The organism is Reichenbachiella sp., from assembly GCF_039941815.1.
Taxonomy (GTDB): domain Bacteria; phylum Bacteroidota; class Bacteroidia; order Cytophagales; family Cyclobacteriaceae; genus Reichenbachiella.
In genome coordinates, this window is the sequence record NZ_JBDVDW010000027.1 from 22,265 (window position 1) to 43,841 (window position 21,577).

Consider the following 21,577-nt stretch of genomic DNA (forward strand, 5'->3'; position numbering starts at 1 on the left):
ATATATTTATTGAATCACCATAGCGGTGCTATGCCTCTTCAATATAAGTGCCTCTTTCTTTGCGCTTTATGCTTTCATCACGATTCCTAATGCATAATCCAGGTTAAATCGAAAAAATATCGCTCATTGATGTTCCAACCTATTTGGAGCAACGCATGCTCCCGACACCAAGTATAAAAAAGGAGATAAGTTTTAATAAATCGTAATAAATGTATCAAATCTGGGCTTATCTCAAAAGGTATCTTCAGGAGCACTTCCACCTCGGCCTATATCTATCAGTAGGCCTCTTTATTTCTATCTGTATCTATTTCAACTTTGCCTATGATTTTGAAGACTCGATAATTGACTCATATTCCAGAACCTGGCTTCACTGGTTGTTCATGAGCCTCTTTATGGCTTTCCCATTTTTGCTGACATGCGTAGGGCTGAGCATTTTCAAAATCAATACGATCTGGTTTCGATCACGAGAATTTTGGTTGCTTTTTGTTTTCGGCTTCCTGATTTTAGGTTTCAGCCGCTCGTTCTATTATCACTATTCGTGGATAGAGCATCTGGATAGGGTCGACTATCGCTTTGTTAGGTCGATAATTTGGCGTGCCAAGTCCTTTTTTACGCTTTTTTTACCTCTGGTCATTTTCTACTATTTCTATGAAAGGAAGAGAGACGCGCACTACGACTGGTATGGGCTTACCTTTCGCCAGACTGATTTCAAACCTTACCTGATTTTACTTGTGATAGTTGTTATAGGTATCGGAATTGCCTCCTTCATGTCCGACCTTACCAATTATTATCCCAGGTACCTAACTAGTGGAGGTGTAAGATTTGCGGAAAAGCATGAGCTGGATGAATGGATACCCATGCTACTATATGAGAGTGTCTATGGAATCAATTTTCTCAATGTTGAGCTGTTTTTTCGAGGTTTTCTGGTCATCGGGTTTGTGCGAGTATTAGGAGGGCATGCGGTACTGGCCATGGTTGGCTCCTACGTGTTTTTACATTTTGGCAAGCCTATCACAGAGGCTATCAGTTCGGCTTTTGGCGGATACCTGATTGGAATTCTTGCGTTCTATTCTCGCCGGATATGGGGAGGTGTCATATTACACATCGCTTTAGCGTGGAGCATGGAGCTTTTTGCCTGGCTACAACGCATTTACGACTAGTTTACCTTCTATTTATTGGAATAAAAACTGGAATAAATTAACATTGGGAATCATTTCTAGCTTTCCAACTTATCATAGACAAAAATCCCCGGCTAGAATAAAAGTAAATCAATGAAGCTAATAGAAAACAGACCCACAGTAAGCAGTGAGCTTTTTGAGGACGAAGCAGTCATCGTTAATCTTGAAAACGGAAATTATTACTCCTATTCAGGCTCTGGAATCGATATCTGGAAGTTCCTGAAAGAAGGGATCGATCGACCGGCCCTAAATAAGATTTTTACTGAAAAGTATAATTTTGAATCCACTGCCGCGGAGGAATTTGATAAAATGGTTGACGAACTTCTGACCGAAGGACTACTCATAGAGCAAGAAGGTGCAGCTACAAAACCTGCCAACGTCACTTTTCGTCACGAAGCGTTCGTGACTCCGGCATTGAATAAGTTTACAGATATGCAGGATCTGCTACTTCTGGACCCGATTCACGATGTGGACGCCACAGGCTGGCCGATGCAAAAAGAAGAAGACGCAGAAGAAAACCAATCCAAAAAGAATGAAGACTAGTCACTCTCCACTGGTAAGCGTGATTATACCAGTTTATAATGGAGAGAAGTATATAGAAGAAAGTATACAAAGCGTAATCAGTCAGACCTATACTAATACAGAAATCATAGTGGTGGATGATGGCTCTACCGACAACACTGCTTTTTTGGTTAAAAAATTTCCCGTTCAATATTACTATCAAGAAAATCAGGGTCAGAGTGCTGCGCTAAATTTTGGAATCTCTAAAAGTACGGGCACTTTCCTCTCATTCAACGATGCAGATGACCTCTGGACTGAAGGTAAATTGGAAGATCAAATGAACCGTTTTAAGGAAATTTCAGATCTTGAGGCTTCCTTTGGACTTGTAAAACAGTTCATCAGTCCTGAGTTGAATGCTGATCAGGCTGGCAAAATACATTGTCCTGCTGAGCCAATGAAGGGCATGGGTAAAACCACGATGTTAATCCTTAAAGAATCTTTCGAGCGAGTAGGTAATTTCAATACGACAGTTAAAATTGGTGATTTTATTGAGTGGTTCGCATCAGCCCAACGGAAAAATATCAAGACTGACATGATTGATCATATTTTGGCATACAGACGTCTGCATACCACCAATATGAGCCTCCAAAATAAAGACGAAAGAACAAGTTTTGCACAAATATTGAAAAGGCACCTTGATGCGCAAAAAAAGTAACTCAAAAGATTCGTGGAAGACCTACTTTGCGTATTATCGCGATAAAAAAGGGGCTATATTTTTTGCACTGACCTTAGCCATAGTTCAATCATTTATACTAATTCCCAGCACATTTCTCGTCAAAGAAATATTTGATGTAGGCCTTATAAAACAGGACCTGTATTTGATTTTAGAAAATGCGGTTGTGGTAGTGGTCCTAATCATTACGAACCAAATTATTTGGCTATGGGTAAGAAAAATGATTCTGAATATCACTAAACAAATCATTGAAGAGATTCGAACGAAACTGCTAAGTGGACTGCTATATCTTGATTATTCGGTTTTTCAATCCTTCCCTAAAGATGAGTTACACTCTCGAGTCGTAAATGACAGTGAGAGAATAGACAGGATGAGTAATGCCTTTGTGGCGAGTTTTCTTCCTTCCTTGATCTCATCAGTTTGTCTATTGGGTATTTTGTTCTACCTGGATTGGAGACTCACGCTTGTGCTGACCATGCTGGGGCCATTTCTTTATCTTGTAATGAAATTGCTGAGCAAAAAAATTGGCCAGAATACTAGAGCCTCAAATAGCAATTTTTCGATTTTTAGTGGCAATACTCATTTTATCATTAGATTTTTTGATTTGATAAAAAGCAGTGGACATGAAGCGGAAGAAGAAGTGGTAAAACATAATAATTTAGAAGATTTAAAACGCTCAAGTATTGCCATGGCATGGCAACACTCACTCTTTAAATCGCTCCAGGATATCATCATTTCATGCATAAGCTTGATGATTCTTGTACTGGGATGCTATTTCGTCATCAATGAGCAAATGTCTTTCGGTACTTTGATGTCGTTTTATTTTGTGCTCTACCTCCTCAGAAGACTTATGTTTAACCTCACGCAGTCCATACCAGAAATTCTTTCTGGAAAGGAGTCGCTTGAACCTATACTCAATCTGTTGGAAAAATTTGACCTGCAGAGGGAGAATACCGATGGGGATCAAATACACTTTGATGATGCGATCCAGCTACGAGATATAAATTTTGGCTATGCGCCGGACAAACCACTCTTCCACGGCCTCAATTTCAGGATAGACAGAGGCAAGACCTATGCCGTTATAGGATCCAACGGAATAGGAAAAAGTACACTTGTCAAATTAATCATGGGTTTCTATAGGCCGGAGTCTGGTCAAATTCTTATCGGCGAAACTGCACTTTCCTCAATATCGATTCAGCACTGGAGAAAACAAATCGGACTGATATTCCAAGAACCAAACGTGATTTCAGATATCACAATAAAAGAAAATATTTTCTATGGGCACAGCGAAGAGCTAGAAGAAAACAGGTTTGATGAAATTTTGAAACTATCTACTTTGGCTCCTGTGATAGAACAACTGCCCAATGGGATAGATACTATGCTTTCAGGTGGATTGAATTTATCAGGAGGCGAAAAGCAAAAAATTGCGATCGCAAGAGCGCTCATGTCACAACCCAAACTTTTGATTTTGGATGAACCTACCAACCATCTTGATGCGGCGTCATTAAAAGCACTTTATCATAATTTGAAAAATCTGTGGTTCAATCCTTCCATATTAATTATCACACATAATAAAGATTTTTTGCAACTTGCAGATGAAGTATATGAGCTACAAGAAGGTTCTATGCAGAAAGTGGACTTGAAAGATGACTAATTCTAAATTTTGGCCTAGCAAAGCACAACTGAGTTTACTCAAAGCCTGTACGCTGTCAGGTGTTGAGGCAGAAGAACATTTCCATGCTTGGAAGTCTTCCCTTAATCTGAGTACCCAAAAAAGTGGCGAACAATTGCTGGCTTTAGTTTTCGATCAAATCGACCATGGTTCGCAGCGGTTGTTGCCTCTATTGCATTATAATCTATCAGAGACTCTGACAGCAGAGCCTATCATCAAGTCCATCAAAGGCTACAACCGTTATGTTTGGTCTAAAAATCAAATCATCTTCTTTCAGGTCGGAAAAGTAATTGATGTGCTGACAGAAAATAACATCCAGCATTTCTTTGTAAAAGGAGTCCCTCTGGCAAAACTCTACTATAGTTTTGACGGAATCAGACCGATGTCTGATTTGGATATCGTTATTCGTGAAAAAGACCTCACTTCTGCATGGGACAAGCTATCAACTGCCGGATGGAAAGATAAATTCTCAGAAAAGTCGGTAGACTACAAAAAATTGATTGTCAGATCACGGTGTCTTGTCAACTTCAAGGATGACGAGCTTGATTTGCACTGGCGAACATTCAAAGATTCGTTTCAGGAATCAGATGAAGAAGAAATATGGTCTGGTTTAATCGATTTTAAAGTAGGCAATCATACAGCATACACCCTGAGCCCTACCCATCAGCTAATTCACACGCTCATCCACGGTATGCAGTGGAACGAGGTTCCCTCCTTCAGATGGATTTGTGATTCGCTAATCATTCTGAAGCAAACAGAAATAGACTGGCCTCTTCTTCTGAAATTTGCGAAGAAAAGAAAGTATACCCTAAGGCTATCCTGCGGATTCCAATATTTGAAGGATGAGTTTAAAGCTAATATACCAGAAGAGGTACTACAAGAACTCCAAACATTCCAGGTTTCGTCCGCAGAAAGGAAATTCTTTAATCTGCTTGTTAAAAAGCATGAGCCAGGATCATTGTCACACATACTGATGAGGCACTATCAGTTCAAACTGTACTACAACAACTCTAATATTTTCAAAGAAATATGGATCTTTTTAAATAACTATAGAGCCAATTGGGGTAGTAAAAATTTGTTAGATGCTGCATTTCAGGTCATCGGTCAGATGATTGGAATAGTAAAACACCCCTATAAAAAATTGTAAATGAATAAAGATCTGATCTTGTCGTTTTACCGTGAATTGCAATCGGTATACGACGATGGGTTAAAACTCTCAACTGGTAAATCATTTAACCTTTCATTTGCGAAACACACTTTCAAAGCTCACTATCTTGACAGCAAAACGGACGAATTCTATTCTCCAGCTCTGTCACATTTGATGCTACCCTCCTCCACGAATCATGACCTGGATGTATATGTGATGGAGGGGAAAACCACTGGTCTCAATCTACCAGCCCCATGTTGGGATTGGAATAAGGTGCATCCTCATGGCGAGATATATAGAGATGAAGAATTGATTCTCACCTTCGAATCCTGGTGCGGAGTACTCAGAATGTATAATCGTATAGAGCAAAAGGCGTATATATGGATCCGCTCCATAAGTGACCTTCCTCAATGGATGAGGAGCTTTCCGCTGAGAAGTATAGTAGACTGGTATTTCGAACCTACCGGAATACAACCAGTACATAGTGGTGGTATTGCCTTAGGGCAAAATGGGGTCATGCTCACAGGTAAAGGCGGCTCAGGCAAATCTTCAACCTGTCTATCTTGTCTCAATCATAGCGAGTTGAAGTACCTGGGAGACGATTTTATGCTGGTAGACTGCGAATCAGGAAAGGATGCCTATAGCTTATACAATGTAGCTAAGGTAGAATTTGATAATCTCAGTCGATTTAAATTTCTAGAAGGATACAAAAAAGATTTTAAGGTCGACGATGAAAAATATCAAATTTTCATTAATCAGATCATGCCTGACAAGTTGACCAATGAATTCAACATCGATGCCATTTTTCTACCCAAAATTACCGGATCCAAATCAGGACGGCTGGTGAAAACCGACTCAAGCAATGCCCTCATGGCACTAGCCCCCTCTACAATTTCGCTGCTCAAAGGAAATCGAGAAAGAACTTTCAGCAAGGTGTCTTCGCTTGTAAAAAAGACGCCTATATATTTTCTCGAGCTCAGCACAGAATTCGAGCGTAATCCAGAAATTATATATAAATATCTTGAATCATGAAATCACCACTAGTAAGTGTAATCGTAATCGTAAAAAATGGAGAAAAGTATCTTGCAAAGGCGCTTGATTCAATAATAAATCAATCTTACAAAAATTTAGAGGTTTTACTTATTGATGGCGGGTCTACGGATAAGACCCTTGATATCGCGGCTCATTACGAATCTGTAAGCGTACTCGTACAACCCAATAAGGGAATTGCCAATGCCTACAATTTTGGTATTGCCTCAGCCAAAGGTTCATTAATCTGTTTTCTGTCACATGACGACGAATGGGATCTCAATAAGCTCAAGCTACAAGTAGAATCTTTCGAATCTGACCCGGAATTAGAGTACAGCATTACGGATGTGGGATATTTTGTAGAGCCGGGTGCAGAAGTGCCCCAAGGCTTCAGAACCGAGTTGCTGGACAAACCAGTAAAGGGTTTTATGATGGAAAGCTTAATGGTGGATAAAAAAGTCTACGACAGAATCGGCACTTATGACTCCGAGCTAAGCGTAGGCGAGGATACCGATTGGTTTTTTAGATGCATTGACCATGACCTCCGATACAACCATATCGCCAAAGTACTTGTGCACAAAAGAATTCATGATTCAAATGCTCATCTGAATGACGGAAATATCAATCAAATTATACTCAAGGCTGCGTTTAGGTCCATTCAAAGAAAAAAACTAGGCAAATAGCTTTCTGAAAGCTGAATGAGTAGACCTGTAAATGTTGACAAAGTAATTTGGGTGATTGAGTCTATTATCTTCGACTCCAATTTCAGGATGCTGTCCTGAGTCAGGCTCAAACCAGGTCCCAAAAAGTTTGTCCCACCAAACGAGGATAGTACCTAGATTCTTGTCAAAATGCTCCTCCTGAACACTATGGTGAATTCTATGGGCCATAGGAGAGATTAAAACATATTTCCCCACCCAGCCCAGGTTCCACTTGAATTCAGAATGCTGAATAGAGCTCATGATAGCTCTGAGATAGATGAAACCAATAAAGGTAATCACCGGACTACCAAAAATTGCAAATGGAACTGCATAGATAAGACGCTTGAAGGATACATCCAGGATAGGGTGAACACGCTTAGCAGATATAATATTGAATTCTGTGGGTGAATGATGAAACTTGTGCATCTCCCAAAGCGCTGACGATCTGTGCTCAAATCTATGGGCCCAATAATCCAAAAAATCTACTATAATAAAGGCAATGATTACTTGAACAAAGGGGTAAGGTATGGACCTAATCAGGTCATAACCCAGAAGCACTTTTATCTGCTTGGGAATGTACCAAGCAATGCCTAATAGTAAGCCATAACCAAAAATTTCGTGTATCCTTGACTGAACCAGAATAAAACAAATCCAGTCATTTAGGGCTGAGCCATTCGGATGCAATAATCTGCGCAAAGAGGACTTCTGCCAACCTGATAGCAGGATTTCGAGTAGAATGATCGTAAAGGGAATAGACACAGACAGCAGAATCCATTCATAAGAATTGGTATAAAACTCCAGGTAGTGATTCCAAAACTTCAACAAAAATTCTTCGATAGCAGACATTACCTCTGAAACCATTGCGCTAGTTATTTTTTGTTCGACCTATCAAATGCTGTAATGCTATCTTTGATGAATGAAAAATATTTACAAAATAGTTGGGATGATTGAGCTGATTATCAACCAACCCTATTACAGGTTTTGATGACAGATCTGGCTCTGACCAAGTGCCAAAAATACGATCCCAAATGATAAGAATGAAACCAAAATTCTTGTTATAGTACTTTTCATCCACTGCATGATGTACCCTATGAGCAGCAGGCGAAAGGATAATATATCGGCCTACCCAGCCAAAATCCCAATGAAGCTCAGAATGTTGCAGCAAAACCAGCACACGCTTGGCAATTAATACAAATAAGTAGGACACTACAGGAGTCCCCATGATTGCTATTGGAATAGCCTGAATTATTCTTTTCAATGACACGTTGGAAATCGGATGAGTACGATGAGCGGATAAAAAATTGAACGAGGTAGAGGCGTGATGATATTTGTGCATTTCCCAAAACGGTCGGTACCAATGTTCCAGACGATGTATCCAATACGCCAGAAAATCAATTACAAAAAAGGCTATCAATGCTTGAATCCATGGGCTTGATATATTCTGTATCAAATTATAACCGAAAACAGATCTAACGCCTTTAGGAATGTACAAAGCCACTCCTAAAAGTAATCCATAACCCAGTATTTCATTAATTCGAGTCTGTACGAAAATAAATCCTACAATGTCATTTAATTCAGATCCATTCGGCTTTAGGATTTTCTTAAGTGATGATTGCTCCCACCCATATAGCAATATTTCAATAAGAAAAAACAACACTGGAAGAGAGAAATAGAAAATTAATAAAGGGTACGAGTCTTTATAGAATTGCCAATAATGGCTCATGAACTTTATTACAAAATCCATGACTCTACCACCTATAGCTATAATTAAATCCATGCTCAATCCTTGGTTCTGGTCAGGTTCTGTTCATATTTTTTGATCCAGTCATTCACAAAACGGTTACCCATTTGTGCATTAAACTGTTTCACCATAGGCAGATTTTTTTCAATCAGATACCTTTCTAGTTTCGACGATATATCAAATTCTACACCTTGCCAGACCTTCTTCTTCAGCGTGTCCTTCTCCTTGCTGGAAACGGTCAGGCCTAGAAATTCAAGGATATTGGTAAAGAACCGCTGAGGGTCTTCGGCCAGCTGATCATAATATGCAATATGTACATGATCAGGAAAATGTAGCCGCCACCTATCCAGAATATCCACATATGCCGGACACTCTTGCATGCCTTGTTCCAACAAGTGCGTCCAATCTTCTTCGCTGGCACTTGACATGATGGAAGTACCTCTGGAGGACATTTTCATTTTGGCTTGTGACCAGAGTCTATCCACCGGATCGCGCAAAATCAACACCACCTTCATTTCCGGATTGATCGATTTTATTTTCTGAATTTCAGCCTCTTCTAGTACATGATACTGTGGGCTGATGTCTCCTCTCATTTTACCCGAAACATCTGGGAAAAGGTTTTGGTACCATTTCTTGCTCTCGGGTAGGAGTGCATATCGTAGATACCATGAGAGAGCGTCATATTCGTTGCTTTTCGATGTTGATCCCCTCAGTCTCCTCATCAAGGCAGACATCTTTTTCTTAATCACATATTTTTTATGTGTGATGAATCTCCTGGTTGAATAGGTACGGGTATCAAAACCCTGCAGATAAGCAATCTCCTTTACCGGTGGCAACCATACTTGCTCATGATTTCGAAGATGGTGGTATAGCCAGGTGGTGCCTGACTTAGGGAGTCCTATACACAAAAAATCAGGCTGCTTCATTTTTACTGACAATCCCTCGGAGTATTAAACTCGCTAGATGTAAATTCGCTTTTGATATTCAGCAAAGATAATGACAGATTCATCCATTAGCATAGTAATCCCCTGCTATAACGGAGCCGAACATTTAGGTAAGGCCATACAGAGTGTCCTTGATCAAAAAATAGATCATGTTCAAATCGTAGTCGTAGACGACGGTTCGACCGACGATAGCCCAAGTGTAGCTCGATCATATGATCAAGTCACCTTGATCCAACAGGCAAACGCAGGTCCGGCCGCGGCACGAAACATGGGAGTGCTGGCGACCAATAGCACTTTTGTCGGATTTCTTGATGCTGATGATCTCTACCCACCAAACAAACTCAAGTTGCAAATGGAGTATCTGACCGCTCATCCGGAGCTCGATCTGATATCCGGTAGAATACAATGCATGGGCACGCACAGCGATCATATGTATACAGAAATGTATGAAGACCAAGAGAAAAAAACTATGCTCAACTTTCACCTGGGTGCCAGTTTGTATAAGCGACAGGTATTCGAAGAGATAGGCTTGTTGGATGAAGAGCTAAAGTATTCTGAAGATGTAGACCACTGGTTCAAAATTGTAGAGCAAGGACTCAAATACGCTTTTCTTGACCAGGTCACCTTGCTTCATCGCAGGCATGAGACCAATATGACGAACATCCCTCTTGCCGAGCAAAATTCATTTTTTATTCGGGCTATAAAAAAAAGTATGGATCGTCGAAAAAAATTAGACTCTTTTCAGATGCCGGATTTCTTTCAGCACGCGCTTAGGCGAAAAAGTAATTGACTAGAATCTGCTAAGAATTCTTTTTTGGATTGCCTTTACTACCCGGTGGAATTGAATAGCTGCTAGCTGAAAAATACTGGTCCGTCGATACATCGATACGTCCAATCCCCTGCTGGTCTCAACCAGAGTTCTTGAAAGTAAGCTGGGATGTGCCAGAATCGCTTCCATGTCCAACGCTTGATACGCCGAAGGTGTCCAGGAATTGTGCAAGGCAATGATTGACTGGTTTTTATAAAAGACCTCCTCTGTGCCGATTTTATCTGAAAACCAAAAATTTTTGTACATCGCTTCAGGATCTCCTTTGTTCACAAAATAGTTGATTTCAGGTGTAAAGGCAGATTTATACTTGTCAATAATAAGCGCATTATATTTCTTATTCTTGAGCTTACTATTTACGATTTGATTTCCAAAGTAATCCCAATCGACAGGAGAATTCGGTGGCAAATTGTCAATCCTGCGAACCACCTCCGCGTACCACTCATCAACCAGCTGAGTACCTGGCTTAACCATCATAAAGGCCAAATGAGTAGAAAAATTGACCGCATCGTATTTATCCAATAGCCCAAAGAAGGGATTGAGATCTCCAGTGATAATCATATCAGCATCCAAAAAAACCCCTCCGTTGTATTTGAAAACCGCTGCTTGAATCGCATCCTTTTGTATGGAGAGTTGAACGTGTTTGATTTTATCAATATCAAGACTCCCTACAGGGATATAATCAAAGAGGTTGGAATAATCAATCATGACATGTTCAAAACCTTTGATATAAGGCTTCCAGCTCTTCATGCATAGCTCCAAATAGGGCATGATCTTGTCCTTTGGCTCCCAAAATGTATAAATTGTTTTATTTAACATTAAAAAATTGTTGCACGTCGCTGTTGTGACGTATCATTTGGTTTAAATTATTTTTACTCAATGTGATGTGGGAGCCAAATTGATGATAATGGCTGTAATTCAAACCGATATATTTACTTAAATTCAAATAATGGCGTCTAAGTAGATCATTTCTCAATTCTAAAACATTTGAAGATGCTCGCATCCAGATCAAATTGGCAAGACCTGCTCCGTGCTGGCCAATAGTTAAAATGGATTGATCAAAGAGTTGAACCTGCTCCTCCAGGGAACAATACTCCAATTTGACATTTACAAACTCAAATTCTTTTTTGAGGTTTTCCGACAAGAAGGCCCGAAAGGTCTCATGATTTACAATATTTCTTTTAAATGAACCTGTATCTGACAGCGGTACATTGGGAAGCCTCATTTTTTCTCGTGGTGCTGCCCTTTCTATTACTATCACTTTTTTTGCAGAAGCAGCCAATTTAATTCCTAGCGTATTCACCACATAGGATTTAAATGAGCTTAATTGTGACAGTGAAGAACGAACGAGTAAAGAATTCATCCCATGCATTTCAATTGATTCCAGTTTTCCGGAATTTTGTGAGGAGTCAAATACCTGATCCGAAAAAAGCTTGGCTAAATATTTTTTTTGATATCCCAAATTAACAAAAGGAATCCCAATTCTGACCTTAGGTGATCTCTCAATAATTAGAAAAAGAGGAAGCAAAAAATCGAATATAAAATGAAAGTAATTGTCCAATGTTCCGTCACCTCCTACTGGGGGCACTGGGATAAGATTTATTTCATTGGAATGACGTAGTGATTCGGCAATTAGCTGTTGATTTTTCTCAAAAGCAGCAGTAGCCTGTCTCTTATAATAAACAATTTTCTTGACCTGCTTTATTTTCCAATTTACGCTTTTTACCAATGAACTAATCTCGGTTCTCATATACGATATTGGTCATTTCCGAAATCTTTGTTGACGTTTCTTGCAAAACTAAAACTAAACTAATCATTAACATTACATTCTAGCTTACTAGATTTGTTTTATGGAAGTTTATCATTTTGTCTATTTGATTACTGGATTGATTCTAGGAGCTGGTGCTGCTTGGTTTGTGGCTAAGGCAAGATTTCAAAATGGCCTTAATCCTGAAGATCAGTTGAAAAGCAAGGAGATGGAAATTCAGCTTAAAATGGAGCTAGAGAGATCTGCTTCGCTTACTGAAAATCTCAAAGAAATGAATGAAGAGCTCAAGGCTGAGAGGGAACGAATTATTCAACTCAACAATCAGCATACTCGCCTTGAGTCCGATTATAAAAACCTTCAGGAAAACCTTCGTACCCAGAAAGAAGAACTCAATGAAATTCGTGAAAAATTCTCCGCTGAGTTTAAAAATATGGCGAACGAAATACTCGAAGAGAATAGCAAGAAGTTCACCACTCACAACAAAGAACAAGTAGATCAACTTCTAAAGCCGTTGGGTGAAAAGATTGTAGCTTTTGAGAAAAAAGTAGACGAAACCAACAAAGAAAATATAGCACGCAACTCAGCACTCAAAGAGCAAATAGCAGGATTTAAGGAACTCAATCAGAAAATCACCAAGGAAGCTGAGAATTTAGTGAATGCGCTAAAAGGTGATACCAAAGCCCAAGGCAACTGGGGAGAATTTATACTAGAAAGTATTCTTGAAAAATCTGGTCTGGAAAAACAAAGAGAATACTTTGTCCAGCAGTCTCTGGCAGACGAAGACGGCAACAGATACCAGCCTGATGTGGTCGTAAAACTACCGGACGACAAAAGTATCATCGTCGATTCCAAGGTCTCCTTAAACGCCTATGAGAGATTTGCCAACACCGATGACAAAGAAGAAAAAGAGAAGCAAATCAAAGCACATTTGATTTCGCTACGAGCTCATATCAAAGGACTAAGCGATAAAAACTACCAGAGTCTATATGGTGTAGAAGGACTGGATTTTGTCTTGCTATTTATTCCCATTGAGCCTGCATTCTCATTAGCGGTTCAAAAGGATGGTGAGTTGTTCAATGACGCCTATAGCAAAAATATTGTGATTGTGAGCCCTGCCACACTGATCGCCACATTACGCACAATTGCCAGCATTTGGAAACAGGAGTATCAGAACCGAAATGCCATAGAAATTGCCAAAGAAGGCGGCAATCTTTATGATAAATTTGTGGCCTTTACAGAAGATGTAAAAGGAATTGGGCGTCAACTAGACCTGACACAAAAGGTATATGTAGAGGCGGCCAAAAAGCTCTACGAGGGCAAAGGCAATCTGATAAATAGAGCCGAGAAGATGAAAAAGCTCGGAGCAAAGGCCACTAAAAACATGGACCAAAAGCTGCTTGATAGATCCGAAGAAGATTAGCAGATTTCCTTGAAGAAATGAGGATAAATTACTAAAATTTTTAGTAATTTAGTAGGCTCGTTTTCAGGCTTTAATTTTCAATTTCTTCATGGAGTATATAAAAGGCAGGGGCGCTCAGGTCAACCCCGACAATCGGTTTTTCGAACACACCAACGAAAAAGACTTATCCTTCCTACAGCATCTGCATCAGAGTGGAGAGAAACAAAAGAAGCCAAAGACTTCATACATCACTGTACATCCCAAGACTATTGTCAACAAGGTAACAAGCCCCGACCTGGGTTTTTCCTATTCCATGAATCCCTATCAAGGGTGCGAACACGGTTGCATTTATTGTTATGCGCGAAATACACATGAATACTGGGGCTATAGTGCAGGTACTGATTTCGAAACAAAAATCTTGATTAAACCTAATGCGCCTGACCTCCTCCGTGCACAGTTCAAATCCAAGTCATGGAGACCCTCTCCAATCATGCTCTCTGGCAATACAGATTGCTATCAACCGATTGAAAGAAAGATGAAAATCACCCGTGCGCTCCTGGAAATTTGCCTCAAATACCGCCACCCTGTTGGGATAATCACAAAAAACGCCATGATACTTCGTGATCTGGACATCCTGAGTGAAATGGCTCAAATGAAATTAGTGAAAGTAGTGATTTCTCTCACTTCACTAAAAGAGAAAACCAGAACCATTTTGGAGCCTCGAACCAGCGCCGTAGGCATCAGGCTCAATGCCATTCGAACACTGACAGAGGCAGGGGTTCCGACCATGGTGATGATGGCACCGATCATACCCTCGATCAACAACATGGAAATCATGAAATTGGCTGAAAAAGTAGCGGAAAACGGGGCTACAGATCTGGCCTATACCATCATTCGCCTCAATGGAATCATTCCAGAGATTTTTACAGATTGGTTAGAAAAGAATTTTCCAGATCGCGTGGACAAAGTACTCAATCAAATCAAAGACTTGCATGGAGGCACGCTAAACGACAGCCGTTTTAAACTCAGGATGCGAGGTGAAGGTGAACTTTCCAATCAAATACATCAAATGTTTGCCGTAGCCAAAAGGAAGTTTAACCTGGGTCTCGAGAAGCACCCATTTGACATGAAACTCTTCAGAAGGTCAATCGACGAAAATCAGTTGGAATTATTCTGAGCCTTCAGTAAAGCATTAAAAATTCCTATCTGACCGGAATGATAAAGGTCGTGCTCCAGAATGCCTTGCATAAGAAAAGCATTGTTATATTTCTTGTTCGGCGTAGGTTCCATAAGCCATTCATCGCTTTTCGACCTTAGCAGCATCAATATATCAGCTTGCGATTTTTCCAGTTCAGCCAAATAATATGCTTTCACGTCTCCAACCGGATTAGGCAAAGGCCAATCCATCACACTACTAAGCTCAATATCAAAATCTCGATCCCCTTTCATTTTTTTCACGGCAAATTGCCTCCAGGCCAGCAGATGCTCGATGAGATGAGCAACAGATTTGCTCGTAGGTTCTACTGCTTTATTGAAATGCTCGGACGGGACGCTGCCCAACAAGTCTAGCATGGAGGCACCATGCCATGGGTTTCCTTTATACAATTCCTCAAACTTGCCAATCAATTGATCTATAGTCATGATCATCGTATTTATGCTCAATACCAGATTGTATTGGGTCGCTAAAAAAGCTAACTTAGAATGATAAATTCAATCGTCTATGAAATCGTACTCATTTTTTCTTGTCTTTTTACTAACCGTCTGGAGCGCAACAGCTCAAATCTCTCCTGAAGTGATCCAAACCAGCGCTGGAGTTATCAAAATCTATCCAATAAAGCATGCCACAATGGCGATAGAATATCAGGATCAAATGGTCTATGTAGATCCTTACGGGGGTGCAGAAGCCTTCAAAGGTATAGCTAAACCATCTCTGGTGCTCATCACAGATATTCATGGCGATCATATGAATCTGGAGACGCTGCAAGCCCTCCAACTTCAAACCACTCAAATCGTGGCCCCAGAGGCTGTAAAAGAAAAGCTATCATCAGAATTCACGCAAGTGGCCACGCTTGCTAATGGCGCGAACATGACCATAGGTCAGATTAAGGTTGAGGCCATTCCTATGTATAATCTTCCAGAGACCGCAGACTCCAGACACCCCAAAGGCAGAGGAAACGGATATGTTCTAACCATTTCCGGTAAACGGATCTATATTTCTGGCGACACCGAAGACATCCCAGAAATGCTAGCATTACAAAAAATCGACATTGCATTTGTATGCATGAATATGCCCTACACGATGACGGTAGAATCAGCAGCCGATGCCGTATTGGAATTCAAGCCAAAGGTGGTCTACCCTTTTCACTACCGCGGCAAGAACGGATTCAGTGATGTACAAAACTTCAAGCGGCTGATTAATGTAAGCTCCGATCAGATTGAGGTCATACTGAGAGATTGGTATCCCGAACAGTAAACACCAGGCTATCAATTATGAAACGTCATTTCTTTGACGTTTTACAGGTGCTAGTCATTCATATCTCAGGCTTTCGGTAGGATTTGCACGTGCAGTATTTAGCGACCGGACAAGTATTGTGAGCAGCGCTAAGAATAAAGCCAGCAGAGCTCCAATTAGGAAAATTATCCAAAAATCTACCAGCTCTATACGATAGGCAAAGTTCTCCAGCCAATGTTGGATGGCATACCAGGACAAGGGTACAGCAATCATACTGGCTACACCGATCATGAGTATAAATTCTTTGGAAATGATGCGGAGCAGGGATCCAATGTCAGCACCGAGTGCTTTTCTAATCCCAAATTCTTTTCTACGGCGCTCCACCACAAATGACACCAGACCAAAAATACCAAGGCAAGCAAGAAAAATGGAAATGCCGGAAAATGCTTGAAAAATCTTGCCTTGCTTCTGTTCTTCTTCGTATAGTCGCGCCAGTGATTCGTCCAAAAATTCATAACTGATTGGATAATTTGGAGCAAGCTCAGCATAAACTTCTTCTATAACTCTCAATGCTTCAATCATTTTTGATGATTCAAGTCTGATGGCTGCCAAGCGATGATACTGACCTGGCACAATCATCAAAGGCTCTATGTTCTCCTTTAAGGTCAGAAAATGATAGTCATCGGTCACGCCTACAATCTCGTGGACCAGTGTATCCCACATGGGAATAGTAAATTTGGTGCCTATAGCTTCGTCTAGCGAAAGGCCTAGCTCCTTAACCGCTTTTTTGTTGATGAGACAGGCTTCAGCGTCGTTTAGTCTATACTGATCGGAGAAGTCGCGACCGGCCAACAACTTGATTCCAAAGGTCTTCAGATAATCCAAATCTACGAACGCAGTTCGCATTCGGCTCGATTCTAAATCGCCCACAAAATTTACAGTAGTAGCGTCATGAAATCCACCCGGCTGCCCCGAAGCCGTTGTCATACTTAAGATTCTCGGGTCTTGCAATAGCCTTTCTTTAAAGTTGTCTCTATTCTGTCTAATTTCTTTATTCTCTAAATCCACCATCAAAATCGCTTCTCTGTCAAAACCCAGGCTTTTGTTGTTGAGATAGTCAAGTTGTTCGCCAATCATCAACGTAGCAATGATCATAAATATGGAAATTACAAATTGAGCAATGACAAGTCCCTTTCTGATCAGTAGATTGTTTCGTTTAATGGTAGTTTGTCCTTTGAGCACTGCCAGAGGCTTGAAAGAGGACAATATTAAGGCCGGATACAATCCTGACAATACAACAGTGAGTAGCAGCAAGCTGGCGAAAAACATGATCACTTCCTTATCAAGCCAGGAAGTCACCACAGTCAGCTCAAAGTAGGCATTAAATGATGGTAGCAATAATTCTGTAAGCCCTATTGCTATGCCAATGGAAACAGCGGCGACCAATGTAGACTCACCCAAAAATTGAAAAATCAACCGGCTGCGATTACCACCCAATACTTTGCGCATACCAAATTCTCTGGCCCGTTTAAAGGTCAGCGCAATCGACAGATTGAGATAGTTGAAGCAAGCTATAAATAAGATCGCTATCGCAACAACAGCCAGCAGAATCACGGCTTGCTTGTTTCCGTGCTTGACCCAATCATATCGGATGTCACTATTGAAATAAATGTCATTGAAGGACTCCAATGTAATGTCCACTCTCTTGCCTGACTTCTCAAAATCCTTTCCAAAATACTTATCGATGAACCAGGGAAATTTTTCCTGCACAGATTCGGCCAGCACCGGACTTTCTATCTCAAGATAGGTGGCCAGCATGTTGCCCCACCACCTGTCCAGTAGTCCTGCAGTTTCATACAACTCTAAAGCAGCTACAAAGTCAAATTCCAAATGCGATTGCATAGGGTAATCGTCTACAATACCTGTAACAATAAACTTGTAAGTCCTGTCGGCGATCAAAGTTTTTCCAATTGGGTCTTCCGCCCCAAAATATTTCAGGGCCGACTTCTTGGTTAGGACAATCGAATTGGGCTGCTCAAGAACAGTATTTGGATCACCTACCAAAAGAGGAAAAGAGAAGAAATTGAAAAAGTCTTTATCCGCAAAGAAAATTCGATCTTCTTGAAAAGTTTTGTTTTCATATTCCATCAAGCCTTCCTCGTTAAGCACTCTCATCGTGCGCTTAATCTCAGATGGAAATTCCATACTCAGATGAGGGGCAAACGGACCAGAGGTTACCCCAATTTTATATTTCTCGCCGTTCATTTCACTGACTCGGATCACTCTATAGATAGAGTCCCCATTGGTGTGAAATTTATCATAAGAAGTTTCGCCCTTTACATAAAAGTATAGCAGCAATACACACAGCATTCCAAGTGCATATCCCCCGACGTTTAAAAACGTAGTTGATTTATGCATCCACAAGCTGCGGATGGTTTGAGTAAGATTAAAATTGAACATAATAAAATATTTTGAGTTATGACTTTTTGCTTTGATAGTAGACAGCCTTAAATAGGTTAAAGCCTGATAGATAAATTTCATGTTAGAACTCATGGAGTTCTTCTTCAATCCCTCTTTGTACTCAATCAGGTTGCCCTCAATCTCTTCATGAAGTTCCTCACGGCATAAGCTATGAATCAGGAATAAGATCCACTTTGGTATTTTGTCGCTTTCAGTAGGCATTGCCCATCTTTAATGAAAATTCTGGTACCCTATCCCAGAGTGACTGACGCATCTCCTTGATAGTGCTCAATTCAATCTTGCCAGCAGCAGTCACCTGATATATTCGCTTTCTTCGCCCTCCTCTTTCATTCGTAGGCTCGCCCATTTCCGAGGTCAAAAGAGATTTTTTTTCCAATCTGGAAAGTGTGGTGTGCAATGCCCCCATACTAATGCTTCGATTAGCTTTGTCCTTGAGTTCTCTTTGCAAGCTGATCATATAAGCATCCTCTTGCAGGATAAGCACCATCAACAAAACTGTTTCTTCAAATTCTCCAATAGAGGTACGTTTCATTCTATATACTTTTACTTTGCAGAGGTAATATACGAAGATCAAATTTATTAGTTCTGCAAAATGAAAGTAAATCATAAATTAACCCTCAGCGGCATTTATTCGTAAGCTTAGCACGATGCTCCCAAAACTATTCAGAACCAATACCAGAACCCTACGCTACTTGATTCTTCCAGTATTGGCTTTGACCCTCACGCACTTGGTCTCTTACCGAAAGCTACCTTTTGAGGCAGGTTATCAATTTCCCTGGATGATTTTTTCTGCGGTCCTTCTGATCTGTGCTGTTTGCTGTGAGGCAAATTTTATCTGCTACAGTCAACTTAAAAAACGTTTTACAATCCACTCATTTAGTCGGAAAGATATTTTTCGTCAGCTGATTGTATCCGGCATACTGACGGGTGTGGTCTTCGGGTTTTTGGTCTATAGCATCAACTACTTTGTTTTTGACAGTATCACACCCATCACTCGATTTCTCAGCGCCCTGCTGATGGCCGAGCTCATCATCCTACTGGAGACTCTCTATTTCATCACTCGCGATCTCTACCTACACCATCAAGTGCAAACGACTGCGACAAAGGCCCCACCGGTTTGGAAAATCACTAGCGGTAGAACAACACAAATGATCGACGAAAATGACATCGCCTACCTCTACTCTCAATCTGGCATGGTCTACCTTGTGTGCCAAAGCGGGAGAAAGCTACTTACCCAATTCAATTCTCTCAATGAGGTAAAAGAGCGCTATCCTATGGATTCCTTTTTTCAAATTAATCGCCAATATCTGATCAAGCTTAGCGCTGTAGATACGGTCATGAAAGAGGTAAACCAAAAATTGCGGGTAAAGCTCTCACCAACTGCTCCTGAGATCCCAGAAGCTGCCATGATCAGCAGATATCGAAGTGTAGACTTCAAAAAATGGATGGCACAATAAGACCATTCATCCATAAAACTCCCACCACTGGTTTTGATTTTACCGATCTACTCCTTCCCAGATTGTATCAGGTCGTAACTATCCGCAGAAACAAAAAAATAATATTATGAAAACAATTTCACTATTGATGCTTGCACTCATACTTGCGAGTGCTGGCACTGACACCTCTTTATCAAAGAAAGAAATCAAATTCTCTACCAAGTATATTGACACGTCAATGTCGCTAGCCATAAGCGCTGTGGAAAATCTATCTCCAAAGCAATGGAACTACCGACCAAATGATGAGGCATGGACGATTGCTGAAATCTGTGAACACATGCTCATCGCCGAAAAAGGAATTTTGGGAAGGATTCAAAATCAAATCGTGACTGATGAGGCCAATAGACAATTGGCAGACGGAGAAGGTATCACCAACGAAGAACTGATCCTACGCATAAAAGACAGGAGTCCCGACAAAAGGGTTAAAACTGGTGAGCAGTTCGAACCCTCTGGCATCTTGAAAACTCCTCAAGACTTCATTAAGCAGTATTCAGCAGCACGAAAGGCTACTCAAGAGTATTTGAAAACAACCGATGTGGATTTAACCGCCTACTATGGCAAGAGTCCATTAGGGTTGGTTTCGGCTTATCAGTGGACATTAATTATGAGCGCTCATGCGGAAAGGCATACCGGACAGATCGTAGAGGTACAGTCCTCCGCCAACTATCCAAAATAAAAAATGAGATTGGTATTAATGCTGATGACCTGTGGCCTATTAAGCTGCAGCAGTCATCAGATAGATCAAAAGCTCCTTCTTGGTACCTGGAAAAACACAGAACTAAGGGTAAAAATGAACTCATTTAAAAATGAGGATTCTATCAAATGGTTGATTGCAAAAGCCGGAGAGTGGGAAAAGGTTTTGAAAATGAAGCCAATAGAGACCACATACTTCCCTGACGGGACCTTTGAGTCGAAATACAACGGGCTTGATGGCCAACTCCTGGGTACAGAAAAAGGTCAATGGCAGTTAACCAATGATTCGTTGATTTTGCGCTCAGCCAACTACAACAACAGCTATAAAATATACTATATAGACCATCAATTAAGATTTGTATCCTTGCTTGACTGGGACGAAGATGGTAAAAAAGACGATCTGTATGACGGCTGGCAGGTCAAAATTGATCCTTAGTTATAAATGGACGCCGTTGGTTTTTGAGTTTACTGGTCGCAGCTTATGCGGCCAGTTTTTATTTTATTAAAGCCTATAGGATTAACCCAAAAAACATTGTTTGTTTATGCATGTAACTAGCTCATAAACAAGGACATATAGACCAATCTAAAACACTTGATCTCTCTTGGTTTGATTTGCAAATTGACTGGTGTCAATATTTTAGGAAAATGTACAATTGAAAAATGGAAAGAAAGGCGAATAAAATCGTCAGGGTAAGTTGTACATCGAGTGAGCGGAAAAATGCTTTGTACAATACCGCAAGCAGTAATATCGCTTTAATAAAAAAAGAGAAGAAGCCATACACCCCTGCATATTGTTTAAATCGATAGTTCTTTCCT

The 21,577-nt window shown here is 40.5% G+C and carries 22 protein-coding genes; 14 read left to right on the forward strand and 8 right to left on the reverse strand.

Features of this window, described 5'->3' with window-relative positions:
• Positions 1-209 precede the first annotated feature (209 nt).
• The 7 genes from ABJF11_RS05880 to ABJF11_RS05910 all read left to right on the forward strand — a co-directional run bounded on the left by ABJF11_RS05880 (position 210) and on the right by ABJF11_RS05910 (position 6,943).
• The gene (locus ABJF11_RS05880) at positions 210-1,160 is read left to right on the forward strand and encodes a hypothetical protein (protein WP_348118740.1); all 951 of its coding nucleotides are present in this window, start codon (positions 210-212) and stop codon (positions 1,158-1,160) included.
• Positions 1,161-1,271: 111 nt separating this feature from the next.
• Positions 1,272-1,721 (forward strand): PqqD family protein, encoded by a 450-nt coding sequence (locus ABJF11_RS05885; RefSeq protein ID WP_348118742.1) that lies wholly within the window; start codon positions 1,272-1,274, stop codon positions 1,719-1,721.
• Positions 1,711-2,394 carry a glycosyltransferase family A protein gene (locus ABJF11_RS05890; protein ID WP_348118743.1) on the forward strand — a complete coding sequence of 228 codons (684 nt, stop codon included), beginning with the start codon at positions 1,711-1,713 and terminating at the stop codon, positions 2,392-2,394. The genes ABJF11_RS05885 and ABJF11_RS05890 overlap by 11 nt, the downstream gene beginning before the upstream one ends.
• Positions 2,378-4,066, forward strand: coding sequence for an ABC transporter ATP-binding protein (locus tag ABJF11_RS05895; RefSeq protein WP_348118744.1), 1,689 nt, complete (start codon positions 2,378-2,380; stop codon positions 4,064-4,066). Before ABJF11_RS05890 ends, ABJF11_RS05895 begins: the two co-directional genes overlap by 17 nt.
• The gene (locus ABJF11_RS05900; protein ID WP_348118745.1) at positions 4,059-5,231 is read left to right on the forward strand and encodes a nucleotidyltransferase family protein; all 1,173 of its coding nucleotides are present in this window, start codon (positions 4,059-4,061) and stop codon (positions 5,229-5,231) included. Before ABJF11_RS05895 ends, ABJF11_RS05900 begins: the two co-directional genes overlap by 8 nt.
• Positions 5,232-6,263, forward strand: coding sequence for a hypothetical protein (locus tag ABJF11_RS05905; RefSeq protein WP_348118746.1), 1,032 nt, complete (start codon positions 5,232-5,234; stop codon positions 6,261-6,263).
• Positions 6,260-6,943 carry a glycosyltransferase gene (locus tag ABJF11_RS05910; protein ID WP_348118747.1) on the forward strand — a complete coding sequence of 228 codons (684 nt, stop codon included), beginning with the start codon at positions 6,260-6,262 and terminating at the stop codon, positions 6,941-6,943. The genes ABJF11_RS05905 and ABJF11_RS05910 overlap by 4 nt, the downstream gene beginning before the upstream one ends.
• On the opposite strand, the gene ABJF11_RS05915 is transcribed toward ABJF11_RS05910, so the two are convergent.
• Genes ABJF11_RS05915 through ABJF11_RS05925 form a run of 3 tightly spaced genes read right to left on the reverse strand, consistent with a single transcriptional unit; the run spans position 6,932 to position 9,628 of the window.
• Complete coding sequence (locus ABJF11_RS05915; protein WP_348118748.1) at positions 6,932-7,822, reverse strand: sterol desaturase family protein; 891 nt, start codon at positions 7,820-7,822, stop codon at positions 6,932-6,934. The two genes, ABJF11_RS05910 and ABJF11_RS05915, sit on opposite strands and share 12 nt — an antisense overlap.
• A 4-nt stretch (positions 7,823-7,826) precedes the next feature.
• Positions 7,827-8,738 carry a sterol desaturase family protein gene (locus ABJF11_RS05920; RefSeq protein WP_348118749.1) on the reverse strand — a complete coding sequence of 304 codons (912 nt, stop codon included), beginning with the start codon at positions 8,736-8,738 and terminating at the stop codon, positions 7,827-7,829.
• A gap of 2 nt (positions 8,739-8,740) precedes the next feature.
• Positions 8,741-9,628 (reverse strand): sulfotransferase, encoded by an 888-nt coding sequence (locus ABJF11_RS05925; protein WP_348118751.1) that lies wholly within the window; start codon positions 9,626-9,628, stop codon positions 8,741-8,743.
• A gap of 70 nt (positions 9,629-9,698) precedes the next feature.
• Here ABJF11_RS05925 and ABJF11_RS05930 point away from each other — a divergent pair, with 70 nt between their 5' ends.
• Positions 9,699-10,436, forward strand: a complete 738-nt coding sequence (locus tag ABJF11_RS05930) for a glycosyltransferase family A protein (RefSeq protein WP_348118752.1) — start codon at positions 9,699-9,701, stop codon at positions 10,434-10,436.
• On the opposite strand, the gene ABJF11_RS05935 is transcribed toward ABJF11_RS05930, so the two are convergent.
• Both ABJF11_RS05935 and ABJF11_RS05940 read right to left on the reverse strand, forming a co-directional pair.
• Complete coding sequence (locus ABJF11_RS05935) at positions 10,437-11,291, reverse strand: capsular polysaccharide synthesis protein (RefSeq protein ID WP_348118754.1); 855 nt, start codon at positions 11,289-11,291, stop codon at positions 10,437-10,439. It abuts the gene before it with no gap.
• Positions 11,281-12,222 carry a glycosyltransferase family 61 protein gene (locus tag ABJF11_RS05940; protein WP_348118756.1) on the reverse strand — a complete coding sequence of 314 codons (942 nt, stop codon included), beginning with the start codon at positions 12,220-12,222 and terminating at the stop codon, positions 11,281-11,283. Before ABJF11_RS05940 ends, ABJF11_RS05935 begins: the two co-directional genes overlap by 11 nt.
• 100 nt (positions 12,223-12,322) lie before the next feature.
• Here ABJF11_RS05940 and rmuC point away from each other — a divergent pair, with 100 nt between their 5' ends.
• Together rmuC and ABJF11_RS05950 are read left to right on the forward strand one after the other, a co-directional pair.
• Entirely contained in the window at positions 12,323-13,660 is a 1,338-nt protein-coding gene (gene rmuC, locus ABJF11_RS05945) for a DNA recombination protein RmuC (protein ID WP_348118757.1), read from the forward strand.
• 88 nt (positions 13,661-13,748) lie between these two features.
• Positions 13,749-14,816, forward strand: coding sequence for a PA0069 family radical SAM protein (locus tag ABJF11_RS05950; RefSeq protein WP_348118758.1), 1,068 nt, complete (start codon positions 13,749-13,751; stop codon positions 14,814-14,816).
• Here ABJF11_RS05950 and ABJF11_RS05955 read toward each other — a convergent pair.
• Positions 14,798-15,280 (reverse strand): DinB family protein, encoded by a 483-nt coding sequence (locus tag ABJF11_RS05955; RefSeq protein ID WP_348118759.1) that lies wholly within the window; start codon positions 15,278-15,280, stop codon positions 14,798-14,800. The genes ABJF11_RS05950 and ABJF11_RS05955 overlap by 19 nt on opposite strands.
• Positions 15,281-15,359: 79 nt before the next feature.
• Here ABJF11_RS05955 and ABJF11_RS05960 point away from each other — a divergent pair, with 79 nt between their 5' ends.
• On the forward strand, positions 15,360-16,112 hold the full coding sequence (locus tag ABJF11_RS05960; RefSeq protein ID WP_348118761.1) for an MBL fold metallo-hydrolase: 753 nt from the start codon (positions 15,360-15,362) through the stop codon (positions 16,110-16,112).
• 54 nt (positions 16,113-16,166) lie between these two features.
• Here ABJF11_RS05960 and ABJF11_RS05965 read toward each other — a convergent pair whose 3' ends face one another.
• Positions 16,167-18,773 carry an ABC transporter permease gene (locus ABJF11_RS05965; protein ID WP_348118763.1) on the reverse strand — a complete coding sequence of 869 codons (2,607 nt, stop codon included), beginning with the start codon at positions 18,771-18,773 and terminating at the stop codon, positions 16,167-16,169.
• Complete coding sequence (locus ABJF11_RS05970) at positions 18,763-19,104, reverse strand: helix-turn-helix transcriptional regulator (protein ID WP_348118764.1); 342 nt, start codon at positions 19,102-19,104, stop codon at positions 18,763-18,765. The genes ABJF11_RS05965 and ABJF11_RS05970 overlap by 11 nt, the downstream gene beginning before the upstream one ends.
• A gap of 115 nt (positions 19,105-19,219) precedes the next feature.
• Here ABJF11_RS05970 and ABJF11_RS05975 point away from each other — a divergent pair, with 115 nt between their 5' ends.
• From ABJF11_RS05975 to ABJF11_RS05985, 3 genes are all read left to right on the forward strand, one after another.
• Positions 19,220-20,029: a LytTR family transcriptional regulator DNA-binding domain-containing protein gene (locus ABJF11_RS05975; protein WP_348118765.1), complete on the forward strand. Its 810-nt coding sequence runs from the start codon at positions 19,220-19,222 to the stop codon at positions 20,027-20,029.
• A 106-nt stretch (positions 20,030-20,135) separates the two neighbouring features.
• Positions 20,136-20,744: a DinB family protein gene (locus ABJF11_RS05980; RefSeq protein WP_348118766.1), complete on the forward strand. Its 609-nt coding sequence runs from the start codon at positions 20,136-20,138 to the stop codon at positions 20,742-20,744.
• Positions 20,745-20,747: 3 nt separating this feature from the next.
• Positions 20,748-21,197 carry a hypothetical protein gene (locus ABJF11_RS05985; RefSeq protein WP_348118768.1) on the forward strand — a complete coding sequence of 150 codons (450 nt, stop codon included), beginning with the start codon at positions 20,748-20,750 and terminating at the stop codon, positions 21,195-21,197.
• Positions 21,198-21,577 lie beyond the last annotated feature (380 nt).